General features: G+C 53.6%; 11 protein-coding genes and 1 pseudogene. 1 reads left to right on the top strand and 11 read right to left on the bottom strand.

What is annotated here, in order from left to right:
• Positions 1-127 precede the first annotated feature (127 nt).
• From FBQ85_17390 to FBQ85_17370, 5 genes are all read right to left on the bottom strand, one after another.
• Positions 128-859, bottom strand: coding sequence for a response regulator (locus FBQ85_17390; GenBank protein ID MDL1876921.1), 732 nt, complete (start codon positions 857-859; stop codon positions 128-130).
• 214 nt (positions 860-1,073) lie between these two features.
• Positions 1,074-2,192, bottom strand: coding sequence for an aminotransferase class I/II-fold pyridoxal phosphate-dependent enzyme (locus tag FBQ85_17385; GenBank protein ID MDL1876920.1), 1,119 nt, complete (start codon positions 2,190-2,192; stop codon positions 1,074-1,076).
• A 105-nt stretch (positions 2,193-2,297) separates the two neighbouring features.
• The gene (locus FBQ85_17380) at positions 2,298-3,353 is read right to left on the bottom strand and encodes a sensor histidine kinase (GenBank protein ID MDL1876919.1); all 1,056 of its coding nucleotides are present in this window, start codon (positions 3,351-3,353) and stop codon (positions 2,298-2,300) included.
• An 89-nt stretch (positions 3,354-3,442) separates the two neighbouring features.
• Positions 3,443-4,141 carry a hypothetical protein gene (locus FBQ85_17375; GenBank protein MDL1876918.1) on the bottom strand — a complete coding sequence of 233 codons (699 nt, stop codon included), beginning with the start codon at positions 4,139-4,141 and terminating at the stop codon, positions 3,443-3,445.
• Positions 4,138-4,524, bottom strand: coding sequence for a hypothetical protein (locus tag FBQ85_17370; GenBank protein ID MDL1876917.1), 387 nt, complete (start codon positions 4,522-4,524; stop codon positions 4,138-4,140). The genes FBQ85_17375 and FBQ85_17370 overlap by 4 nt, the downstream gene beginning before the upstream one ends.
• 271 nt (positions 4,525-4,795) lie before the next feature.
• Here FBQ85_17370 and FBQ85_17365 point away from each other — a divergent pair, with 271 nt between their 5' ends.
• Positions 4,796-6,007, top strand: a complete 1,212-nt coding sequence (locus tag FBQ85_17365; protein ID MDL1876916.1) for a hypothetical protein — start codon at positions 4,796-4,798, stop codon at positions 6,005-6,007.
• Here FBQ85_17365 and FBQ85_17360 read toward each other — a convergent pair.
• The 6 genes and pseudogenes from FBQ85_17360 to FBQ85_17335 all read right to left on the bottom strand — a co-directional run bounded on the left by FBQ85_17360 (position 5,974) and on the right by FBQ85_17335 (position 12,431).
• A complete protein-coding gene (locus tag FBQ85_17360) occupies positions 5,974-7,215 on the bottom strand; it encodes a tetratricopeptide repeat protein (GenBank protein ID MDL1876915.1) in 1,242 nt (413 codons plus the stop codon). The genes FBQ85_17365 and FBQ85_17360 overlap by 34 nt on opposite strands.
• Before the next feature lie 313 nt (positions 7,216-7,528).
• A pseudogene (locus tag FBQ85_17355) lies at positions 7,529-7,663 on the bottom strand (transposase).
• Between the two features lie 173 nt (positions 7,664-7,836).
• Positions 7,837-10,764 (bottom strand): formate dehydrogenase, encoded by a 2,928-nt coding sequence (locus FBQ85_17350; protein ID MDL1876914.1) that lies wholly within the window; start codon positions 10,762-10,764, stop codon positions 7,837-7,839.
• Positions 10,765-10,802: 38 nt separating this feature from the next.
• Entirely contained in the window at positions 10,803-11,405 is a 603-nt protein-coding gene (locus tag FBQ85_17345; protein ID MDL1876913.1) for a hypothetical protein, read from the bottom strand.
• Positions 11,335-11,619: a hypothetical protein gene (locus FBQ85_17340; GenBank protein MDL1876912.1), complete on the bottom strand. Its 285-nt coding sequence runs from the start codon at positions 11,617-11,619 to the stop codon at positions 11,335-11,337. The genes FBQ85_17345 and FBQ85_17340 overlap by 71 nt, the downstream gene beginning before the upstream one ends.
• A 239-nt stretch (positions 11,620-11,858) precedes the next feature.
• Positions 11,859-12,431 (bottom strand): NUDIX domain-containing protein, encoded by a 573-nt coding sequence (locus tag FBQ85_17335; protein ID MDL1876911.1) that lies wholly within the window; start codon positions 12,429-12,431, stop codon positions 11,859-11,861.
• Positions 12,432-12,447 lie beyond the last annotated feature (16 nt).

Genomic DNA, 12,447 nt, shown 5'->3' with positions numbered 1-12,447 from the left:
CGTGGGCGGCTGTCGAAGCCACTAAATTCGCGGTTGCAACAGTGCCCCACGAGGGGGCAAGACTACGGCTCCTGCACACGCATTTGAAAAACGCTATAAGAGGCGCCGACGCCTTCTTCCGGCGCGTTTACAGCAAGATTTTCAATTTGGCATACCCCGAGCGGCTCACCGGAATTCGGGCGCCGTCGCGCAAGATTGCCATACGGCTGTCTTTGGCATACAACTCCAGGCGCTCAAGCCGTTCTATATTCAATATATAAGAACGATGAATGCGAACAAAGCGCCGGGGATCGAGCATTGCTTCCAAATCACTAAGCTTCATTTGTTTAAGAAAGTTTTTGCCTTCGGAGCTGATTTTGATATAATCATCTTGCGCCTCGAGGTAATCTATCTTGGCTGCCGGGATCACCAAAACCTGCGCGCCCGTGCGTATCAGCACTCGCTCCAAAGGACTGCCAAGCGCGCGCGTCGTGGCTGCCAGCTTTTCCAGTGGAAGCGTTTCACGGTGTGCCAGTCGCTGCTTGGCGCGGCTGACGGCCTCCTGCAAGCGTTCCGGGCTGATCGGTTTCAAAAGATAATCGACCGCATGAACCTCGAACGCGCGCAAGGCATATTCATCATAAGCGGTAACAAAAATGACCGCCAGATCACTCTCGATCAACTCCAACACCTCGAACCCGTTGAGCTTGGGCATCTGAATGTCGAGCACGAGTAAATCCGGCTTCAATTCAGCCACCGCTTTCACGGCCTCGAAGCCATTGGCGCACTCCGCCAAAATCTCCAGATCAGCATCGCCGGCGAGGTACTCGCGTACCAGATGCCGTGCCAATTCTTCGTCATCAACAATCACCACGCCGATTTTTTCTCTCTCACGAACAGAGGCCATTTTTAAACTTCACCGTATTTTGAACATTAACCTCAACACCGAACCAGAACAGGAGCGCACAGAGATAACGGAGATTTCGTCATCTGGTTTCTCTGTTAACTCCTGTTTAGAAAGTCAGATTTTTTCTAACGTTTGCCACGCATTCGCTTAACACCGGTTCGTGATGAGATGTTTTATCGCCGCAAGATTACCTGTCTGTTTGTAAAAATGCTTGCACCCTCGGCAAGGCTTCCGCGAAATTTTTTCGGCCTAGCCCAAGCCGAAAATGCTTCCCGGCCGCATCGAAAATGCTTCCCGGCACGATCATCACGCTTTGCTGCGCGAGAACCTCCCGGCAAAAATCATCGACCGGCGTATCCGGTTTCCATTTCGGATACGCAACCGAACCGGCCTGCGGTTTGATCCATAAAAATTTCTCTGGATGTTCGGCAAAAAATGCTTCAGCACAAACGATATTTTTCTGGATGATTTCCAGATTGCGCGTGATTATCGCTTTTGTTGCACGCAATGCCATGATACCCAAAATTTCCCCAGGCGCGCTGTTGCAAATCGTGGTGTAGTCTTTGAATGTCAGCCAACGTTCCAGCCAGCTTTTGTTCTGACTCACCAGCCAGCCGAGGCGCAAACCCGGCAGTGCAAACGTTTTCGACAAACCGGACAAGGCGATGCCGTTTTCATAGATTTCGCAAATCGACGGCAGGCGTTGTGCGGCCTCGTATTCGAGTCCGCGATACATTTCATCACTAAAAACATAGAGGCCATGGCGGCGCGCAATTGCGATGATTGCCTCAAGCTCCGTGATCGAAGGCAAATAGCCCGTGGGATTGTGCGGAAAATTCAAAACCAGCAAACGGGTGTTTGGCTGCAAACTGTTTTCGAGCCGGCCAAGATCAAGCTGCCAACGCGAGGCGCTGAGTTCCAACTCCCAAGTCGTGACGATACACCCGCGGCTGCGCGCGACTTCATAGAGCGATTGATATGCTGGAAAAATGGTGATGACATGATCGCCCGGATCGAGCAGGGTATGCATTGCAATGAAAATGGCCTCCTCGGGCGCGGCGATCATAACGTTCTCGGCCGCCACATTTCTGTAAAGCCGCGCCACTTCTTCGCGCAATATCGGATGTCCGGCAGATTCGGTATAGCCGAGTTTGAGATTCTGCCACAGCTTCAGGCATTCGTCATCGGCCAGTTGCAACAAATTTTCGAGCGTAAGGCTTTCGCAATCCGAGGCGCTCAACAGGTATTTGACTTTGAATTCGTGCTCGGCAAAGTAGCGTTCGAGTTTGAAGGGGGCGATTGGCATTTTTTTCCATCACGCAAAATTCACTAGTCAGGCTTGGACTCAAGGAACTGAAAAGGTACGTTGATTCATTGAGTTCAAGCCTGACTTCCCCGGCTTGTGGTAAATTTATGGCCGGGCCGGCAGCGATAATTCCACGCGAAAATCGTGCGTATTGTCGATGATATCAACCCGGGCATCGGCGCCGAAAAGGGTAAACAGGCGTTTTTTCACATTCGCAAGACCAATACCCGCACGGCGTGGCGACGGGCGTTCGGGATCGCAGGGATTTTGCACAGCCAACTTGAGATAAGAGCCATTGCGCAAGGCTTCAAGTGTGATCGTTCCGCCCTCGAGTAAATGCGCGATGCCATGATTAATGGCATTCTCCAGCAGCGGCTGCAGCAGCAACGGCGGCACTTCGCATGCCGTGCTTTCCTCTGCAATGTTTTGCGCCACTTGCAGACGCTGGCCAAACCGAATCTGTTCGATTGCGAGAAAATCCTGAGCCAATGCCAATTCCTGCGCCAATGAAATTTTATCTTGTGCGCCAAGATTCAGGCTTTGTCGCAAAAAATCCGCAAGGCGCAGGCACATGAGCCGCGCCGCAGCCGGATCGATTGTGGTCAGCGCGCTAATCGAATTCAAACTATTAAACAGAAAATGCGGATGAATTTGCGCCCGCAGCGCTTTCAACTCCGCTTCGTGCGCGAGAATTTGCAACTCCAAGGCCTGTTTCTCGTTCAGGCGCACGGTCTCAAATGCAATAACGAGATAATGCCCCACCACGCTAAGCCAGAACAGCATCAGGCCAACGCCGGCGAACAGGGGCAGGACTTGTTCATACTGCACCGCAAGACTGGGGAAAAAGTCCGGGCGCGCCAGCAACAGGCTCCACCCTTTGCCAAGCGCAAGCCATGAGGCGCTCGACAAAATCGCGGCCACAACATAAACCAGAGCAAGCTTTACCGGCGGCGTCTGGGTCAGCGGAAATTCACGGCACAAATACCAAGGCGGCAAACACATGAACGAGTAAATCATTGTCAGGGGCAGCGCCAGCACCAATGCCTCGAGCCACGGCAAATTGGCCATGAATTTCACCAGTGCGGCCAGCAAAACCCCCATCAAAACCCAGGCGATGAGATACAAACCCAGGCGATTTTTATGCGCAAGTAAAGGATGCATGCTTTGTAGGGAACGCCATCCGTGCGCTTTTGTTGCGCCAGGAACAGCCGTTCAAACATCTTCGTCCGCAAAAGCGCGATTGCGAGAGATTAGTTTTTTATCTCCAGGCCGCCCATGACGGCAATACCTTTCACAATCAGGCGTTTGCCGGTGTCGGGCTTGGGCGGGCGCGTGCTGTCGGCAAAACCGCCCATAATCGGCAAGCCCTTGAGGGTAACGCTCCAATCTTCCGGCACTTTGATTTCGACGCCGCCCCACCAGGCGAAGATGTCAATCACGGCTTCGCCGCTTCGCATGGAGGCTTGGCGCAAATCCAGAACGCAGCCGCCCATGATCGCGGTCAATTCCCCGCCTTGAAAATCAGGCGAATTGCTTTTGCGCTCAAAACCGCCCATGATGGCCATGCCGTTAATGCGATTGTCGGAAGCCAGGTCGTTGTCTCCGCCGCGATAGCGCGACCACGCGCGCAGCAACATACTCACGCCAATCGAGATTAACAACACCGGCCAGAAAAAATCCCAGAAGCGAAAATAGATAAAATCGAGGCTGCGCAACAGCAACAACACGCCGATCGCGGCGATCAACAAGCCGCCGGCGCGGCCCGGCGCGCCCTGGCTTTGCGCGAACTTGATCCCGCCGAGCGCAATGAGCAGCACCGGCCAGTATTGCAAGTAATCGCCTTTATAAATGATGCCCAGATTATCCAGCACAAAGATGAGGCCGAGCAACATCAGCGCGAGACCCAGCACCAATTGGGGGGTGACGCGAAACGCTTTTTGATCATTCATACGTTATTCTCCCTGCGGCTTGAGGTGACGTGACGCGGCTCGGTCGACAAGGCCTGCCACACCGAACTGATGCCGGCAGCAATCAAGAGCAGCGGCCAGGTTTCGCCAAAGCCCAAACCAAAAACTTCTAAGAAAGAAACCAACAGCCAAACGCCAATGGCAATCAGCCAAAAACCGTCCCGGCGCTCTTTCATGCTGGTGGCTTCCCAGAACTTGCCAACGCCGAGGAGAATGAGCAGCAACGGCCAGTAGCGCCACAATTCCCAAATCGACCCGAGATAAACCAGCTCGAGGTTGTCCAACAAAACCAGCACACCGGCGGCAATCAACAATGCGCCGAGAATAAAATGCGGGGCAAATCTAAGTTTTGATGTTCTACCCATGACGAGCCTCCTGAAAAAGTTTCAAGTTCGCCGACATATACGCCTTTCGTTTCAAAAAGCTACGTCATTTTCGGCGGATGAAGGAAAAGCATCGGCGAATTGCGCCGGAGAGGCAACGGTTGCCGGTCAAAACCAACCGGGGTGTATTTTTGTTCTCTTTGGTCGAAATTAAATATGAGCTTTCTTGCGCCGCCGCGCCGATTTGAGAATAAATTTAGCGAGAACTTCTTTCTGATTGCGTGTCTTTTTTGAAAACGCAATTCGTCCTTTAATGACATGGGCTATTCCGAGCGCTGCTGCATCGGCGGTAATTGGAATAGCTGCTAAACGAGAACATCGAGGAAGAATGTCAATCATGCTCAAGGAAACTCGAAACAAATTCCGCCGCCTGGATGCGCTTTTACAAGCGCCTGCATCGCGAGTCAGACGCCTTCCAGTAAACCGCTGCTATGCCATTTTGAGTGATGTTCATCTCGGCAATGGCGGGCCGGCCGACAATTTTCATCGCAACGAACAACCATTAGTGCATGCCTTGCGGCATTATCGCAAGCAGGGCTATTATCTCATTTTACTCGGCGATATTGAAGAGCTTTGGCAATTCGATCTCGACAAAATCCGCGCGCGCTATGGCGCCACGGTTTACAAACAATTGCGCGCGTTTCCGCGCCGGCGGCTGTATCGTGTATTCGGCAATCATGATTATGACTGGGAAGCGCCGCTAGATCCCGCACGGCCGGCGCGCAGAAATCACCTCGGACAAGCTGTGGAAGCGCTCAAACTTGGCCGTCACATTTTGCTGGCGCACGGCCATCAGGCTGATCCGCATGAGAGCCGTGGGCATTGGTGGTATCGGCGCCTGGCCGTACGTTTGTTCAAAATTATCGAACCGCTGGTGGTGCGCCTCTTCGGCTTTCAAAATGAATCTGCCGCGCAATCCCAGCGGCCGCGCGATTATGAACGCAAGCTCTATCAATGGGCCAAAGCGAATCAGACGATGCTGATTTGCGGCCACACCCATCGCGCGATTTTTGCTTCGCTTTCGTATGCCGAGCGCTTGCACATGGAAATTGCAAAATTAGAAGAACAGATGAATGCAACCGCAGATAAAAAATTGTTGGCAGATTTGGCCGAACAGCTTGCGGCGTTGCAGGAAAAATTAGAACGGGAGAAACAGCGCAAAGGCATAATCGTTCCGGTGGAAACGGCGGGCAAAGCGCTGCCGGCGTATTTCAACAGCGGTTGCGCGCTGTATAATGACGGCCTCACCAATTTGGAGATTGCCGAGGGCAAAATCCGTTTGGTAAAATGGCATCGCGCCGGCCATGCTGCGATCGCGCCGGAAGTTTATCAAGAGGGCGATTTAAAAGAATTTTTGAAAGAAGCCACCGGACGAAACATTCCGCGCGCCGCATTTTTGCAACCGCGCAGAGAACCTTTGCACCGGAAGATTCACCGCATCAGCAAGGCATTCGCCACCCATTGAAACGCGAAGATGCCCAGTAAAAAAATCCAGAACAATGAACTGGCGAGAGCAATGTCAAACAAATCGAGTGTGAGCAGCGCAATCGCCAATCCCGCCAAAACCAGGGTGTAGATCATCAACGTGCGGCGCCGCTTTCCGCTGGCGTAAAAACTTCCGGCAATCGGAATCACCATCGCGCCGCCGGTAATCGCGGCGATTAACGCGGTGGGATGCTTCGTCAGCAGCCAAACGGCCAAATTGAGCAACGCAAACCCCAGGCATCCGCCCACCCAATTCGAGGCAACGATCTGCTCGCGCGAAAGCGCCAGGCGGCCAAAGCGATGCAGCCGCAGCAGCAAGTTGAACAGCGGGCGCGCGATCCAGGTCAACACCGCGAAAACAATATAAAGAATCAAAACCGGCCAGATGAACGGCGCTGCTGCCGGGTTGTTTTCAGCAAACGAGAGCAAAATGCGATAGCCAAAATAGCCGCCGATGACCACGCCCCATTGCGCGCGGCTGCTCAAGCGCGACATCCAAAAAAAATATCCGAGCATGAGGCGGTAAATAAAATGCCGTGCTTTAAGCGCCTCCACAATGCCTTCGCGCGCCCAGTCCAGCCCAGGGTCAAGACGCAGCGCTTCGCGGAAATGCTCCATGGCTTTTTCCGGTTCATTGCGCTGCAGCAACGTCCAGCCCTGATTCGCGTGCGAGACGGCGTTTTCCGGATCGCGCCGCAGCGCCGTGGCAATCGTGGCCCCGGCTTCTTCTTTGCGATTCAGCTTCACCAACGCGATCGCGCGCAGGTTCGTGCAACTGACATGCTCAGAATCGAGTTGCAGGCCGTGCTCAGCCGCCTCCAGCGCCTCGGGCCACTGGCGCTGGTTCAACTTGATCTGACTGAGCATGGCAAAATAATCCGGATCTTCGGGATCGAGACGCAGGGCTTCCTGCACAGCGGTTTCAGCCTCGGCGTAGCGTTCTTGATCATCGAGCACACTTGCAAAAACATAATGGGCAAACGCCAAATCCGGGCCGAGATGTATCGCAAGTTTGGCCTCGGACAGCGCGTATTTGAAATTTTTCGTGCGCGCCAAACATAGCGCCAGCAAAGCATGCGCGAGCGGATGATCCGGATCATCCGCCAATTCCAGGCGCAATTCTTTTTCTGCCAATTCAAAACGCGATTGTTCCAACAAAATCTGCGCACGATCCAAATGAGCGCTCATCAAACCCCTCCGGTTGTCGATACCTGGTGAAAGTATTTTTATGAATGCGTAAAGGCCCCTGTCAGGGTGTCTTTGAGCGTAGAGATGTTTTGCTGGAACGTCTCTACCGTTGTGTCGCCTACACCCGTCAGAACATTTCCACTGGCGGAACGTCTCTACAACGCCTCAACGTATTAAACCGTCTCGATTGGACACACCGTGGAGGAGACCCGGGGGGCGTCTCTACCGTTTATCTCGTCCCCACCCGTCAAAAACGTCTTTGCCGCCGGGGCGACTTTACGGTCGTTGCCCCCCAGGCCTCTGGATATCGCCATCACATAAAAATATTGGCACGGTTCTCTTTATCCTCTTCCCACCGCAACGGGTTATTGATAATGTATTCCCGTATCTTCTGCAATGATTTTTCATCGCGAATGATGTGATCATAAAATCGCGACTGCCAGGAAAAATCGCGGAACCCTGCCGCCCAAATGCGTTTGGTGCCAGATCGATTTGAATTGCCCAATAATTGATCCGAGGAATTGGGTTGCAAACGCGCGGTGGGGACATTGGCGACGTTCCGCCGGAACGTCTCTGCAGTCGTTGTTTCGCCGCACGTAGAGACGCCCCGCCGGGGCGTCTCTACAAATAAAACATCTCTTCCACCGGCCGGAGCGGACGATTCATCCACGACGGCCTTCTCAAACCACTAGGCCCCGGCGCCGGCCGGGCAAGTTTGAGCCATTCGCGATAAATCACGAACGACTTTTCTGTATCGACAAACACATCGCCATAACGATCATCCGCATGCGCTTTCTCAATGCGCACTTTTTGATGCCAGCAGTGCATGCCGCTGATGGGATCGGGGTGCACCGGAAAGGTGATGTTCTGATGCACGCCGCCATCGCTCCAAAAGATGCGCGAAGAATCGGTGTCAGTGCTTTTGTAGGGGCGAATGTTGTCGAGCAGGCGGATGCGCCATTGGCTGGTTGCCGGTTGCTCGTTACCGGTTGCCCCTTGCCCCATGCCCCTTGCCTCTTGCCCCTTGCCTTCCGCCCCTTGCCCCAACTGCTCAATCTTCACGAGACTCGTTGCCCAGCGATTGCCTGCGGGATCCTGCGCACGCCGCCATCTGCCGAGATGATGCGAGCACGCCACCACACCGGGTTTCATGCCTTCCGTCACCCACACGCGATCGACGAAGTAGCCGATTTCCGTGTTTACACGAACTAAATCGCCGGTTTTGATACCGAGGCGCGCGGCGTCGGTAGTGTGCATCCACACGGGATTTCGATTGGAAATTTCATACAGCCACTTCGCGTTGCCCGAGCGCGAGTGAATCAATGTGGGCAAGCGGAACGTGGGCACGAGCGGGAACTCGCCCTTGTCAAAATCAATCTGCTCTTGATGAATGTGGCTTTTGATGTATGTGGGAATTTTGTATTCCGGCCAGCGCCAATCCACCATGGTTTGCGAATAAAACTCCTGCTTGCGCGACGGGGTGTTGAAACCGGCTTGCGCCACGCCGTCGACCATCACGCCAAGGGCTTTGCCGTTTCGTGTGATGATGTTGGTCGTTGCATCGACATTTGCGCCTTCTAAATCTTGTTGGGGAATTGGCGATTGATGTTTGTTGTAAGAAGTGCGCTCCACTTCGAACGCGCCGAATTTGCGCATGTAATCGAGCGGCGACAAGTTATGCTCAGCAGCTTTCTCCGGCAAGCCGGGCGTGCGCTCGAAAATGTATTGATAGTACTCATCAATCGTTATCTTTTCGCCCGGCCGATAGGGCGAAATGAAATGCTTCTTGATGCCGAGACTGCCGTCGGGATCGATGCGCCACGACAACTCGATCCAAAACTCATCTTCTTCCCAAACTTCGCCGGGATTGGCTTCATAGGTGAATTGCACGGGCCGGCCCATTTTGCGGCGCGCCTCGCGCAGCACGGGCTGGCGAAAGCCGATCCACAAACCCGAATGCGTTTCATAACTCACAATGTCATGCCGCTCGCCCGCATGGCCCATGGGCAAAACATAATCCGCGAAATACGCGGTTTCGTTCCACGTGGGCGTGAGCGCGGCGTGCAAACCGACTTTGCTCTCATCACTCAACGCTTCGATCCACGAAAAGCCGTCGGGATACGTCCACACGGGATTGAACACGCGCGTGAAATACACGTCGAGCTTGCCGCGGCCTTCCTTCAAAAAATGCGGCAGCAGAAAACTCATTTCGTAATGCGCGAGCGGGTACTCGTTGGGGAAATGCAACTCGTTCCAAAATTTTTGCGCGGGCGCTTTGTTCGGCACGTTGGGTTTGAATTTATTCCACGCGCTCGGCGAGGTGCCGCCTACCGTGCCGACGCTGCCGGTGAGCACGTTCAGAAAATGCAAACAGCGCGCGACCGCCCAGCCGCCGAGATTGCCGCTGCCCGCGCTGCGCCAATTGTGTGTGGCGAAACGTGAGCCTGCTGCACCAATTTGCCGCGCGACGTCAACAACGGTTTGCGCGGGCACGCCGCTTTCTTGTTCGGCATACTGCGGCGTGTATTCTTTGTATTCATTTTTTAACACGTCGATGAAGTTCGCAAACGTCACCTCCACAGCCGCATGTTCCTTCATCAAATACTCCTGCCAGTTCACCCAATCGCGCAGGAATTTTTCGTTGTAGAGATTTTCATCGATGATGATTTTCGCCATCGCCAGCAGCACCGCAGCTTCGCTGCCGGGATACGTGGGCATCCAATAATCCGCCATGCTCGCGGTGTTGCTCAGGCGCGGATCCATCACCGCAAGCTTGGCGCCGTTCATCATGCCTTCGATGATGCGCTGCGCATGCGGATTGAAATAATGCCCGGATTCGAGATGCGCACTAATCAACAAAATGAAACGCGCATTGGCGTGATCGGGCGAAGGCCGATCATAGCCGTGCCAAATCGCATAACCAAAACGCGCGCCCGCGGAACAAATATTCGTGTGGCTGTTGTGGCCATCAACTCCCCACGATTGCAGAATGCGATCCATGTAGCCTTCGTGTCCCGGCCGGCCCACATGATACGCAATTTCATTGTTGCGCTTTTCGAGCAATGCTTTGCGGATGCGTCCGGCAATATCATCGAGCACATTGTCCCATGACACGCGCTGCCATTTGCCCTCGCCGCGTTTGCCCGCGCGTTTCATGGGATAAAGAATGCGGTCGGTGTCGTTGATTTGATTGATGGTGGCCGGGCCTTTGGCGCAATTACGGCCACGGCTGCCGGGATGATAAGGATTGCCTTCGAACTTGCGCACTTGCAAAGTTTGTTTATCAATGTAACTCAACAAGCCGCAGCCCGCTTCGCAGTTGAAGCAAATCGTGGGCACGATCATATAATGCTTGGCCTCGCGACGCGGCCAGCGTTTGGCTTCGTATTCGACCCAATCATCCCATTTCTCCGGCGGCGGATAGTTGGTGAGATCGCCCGGTTCCGTGAGGCGCGGCAGTTCACCGCTGAGGTCTTCGTGCAAGTTGGGGATGAGATGTAATTTTTCGGCGAGGCGTTCGATGATGCTGGGTTGGTGAGATGAGGGCATGGGAGTTTCCAGTTTCAGGTAGAATCCATCAAGGTGAATTACGTGAGGGCTTTAACTTTGTCATTCAGACGCCGATACTCCGTCAACATTTCGGGTTTGTCGAGCGCTTCGGCGAACTGCGACAGCCAGTTTTCGATATAGGCTTCGTCAAGTTTGCCGCGCTGCTCAATCAACAAGGCTTCAACATCAGGCCAATCTTTGCCACGGCCCGCAATCACTTTTTGAATGATCAAATCTTCGGCAGAACAAACCCAAATGGAGAACCCGTTGAGATTGCGGGGGACCGCGCGGGCGATGATCTGTTCTTCGTAGCCAGGAGCAGTCAGGAGAAAATCGACAATCACTGCATCAATTTCCACCACGACGATAAAGGGATTTTGCGGGGCGTTTTGCCGTGCGGCTTGGGGAAAAGCGCGCGTCAAAAACGCGCGAACACCGGCATAATCAAGATTCGACACCAACACCTTGAGATCAATATCCTGAGTTACTCTCACCACCCCCCATTGCGAGAGCGCAATCCCGCCGATAACGGCATAGCGGTGGTCGTTGTCTTCCAAAACTTTGATGGCTTTACGCAAAGGCGCCTTGAGTCTTTTGGGTACGCGTGCGCCGCCACGCTTCGAATTTTTCGATCTTGGCATAATATTCTTCCCATTCTTGCAGACGCAGTTTCAGCCGCAAATCGCTTTGGGTCGGGGCCGAGTTCACGGCGAACTCCCACAAATCAACGTACTGTTGCCATGCCTCTTCCGGTGAAAGCCTGCCGGCATTGCGCGCGCGATCAGCCAGCTCAAACTCATTCCACTCGCGATACGCTTCCAGCATTTTACGATAAAGCTCTTTGTCGATTGCCATAACGAATCCATTAATCTATTTAGAGTTGAATCGTTGCGAAAAGCATAGATTCTTCCAACTGATAGAAATACCCAACTTATAAAGCCTCCCGCATCCGTTGGGTTTTTCTATCCGCTGGAAATTTTCTTTTTGGCTGCGGCTTGTTCGCGTTGGGTAATTCTGCAAATAGTTCCTGATATATTTTCAAAGCCAGGCTACTTCAAGTTCGTTCCTATAGCACCTTCTCTTCCGTTTCTTGCTCAAGCTGGTTTGGCATTTTCAGGCCTGTCGCTGCTCTCCTGTTCGGGTGAGCAAAAATAGTCAATCTGGGCTAGCGTTGCAAATATAATGTCGTGTGCAGTGGCGCTTCGCTTTGTTTTCAACAACTCTGCGATACGCCCGCGATTTTCCTCCACCAGCTGCCTCTGCTCGGGCCAGAACATCTCCGGCAGCTCGTCCAGGGGAAACCATTTCACCTCACTTTCGTGCTGCGGATCCGTGGGCCGGCCGTTGATTTGGTCGGTGAGAAACAGGAAATAGTGAATCTTTTTCCATGCACGTTTGTCATAGTCCAGGCGCTCGCGCGTGCCCAGGAAATCGAGCAAAGTGAGCCGCGCCAACCCGGCTTCTTCTTCGATCTCGCGGCGCGCGGCTTGCTCGAGCGATTCACCCGGCTCAACCCGGCCTTTGGGCAAAACATAGGCAGAGAGTCCAGTTTCTCCGGCGCACGCAAAATAAATCTTGCCGTTTGCAATGTGCACGACAATGCCGCCGGCAGAGTCATGTTCCGGCACATGCGCCGGGCGTTGATACCACGTGTGATCAATTTTCATTAAAAAATTTCCTCAC

Source organism: Cytophagia bacterium CHB2, assembly GCA_030263535.1.
Lineage (GTDB): Bacteria > Zhuqueibacterota > Zhuqueibacteria > Zhuqueibacterales > Zhuqueibacteraceae > Coneutiohabitans.
Note: the sequence above shows the minus strand (reverse complement) of the source record. Positions and strands in the feature narration are given on the sequence as shown.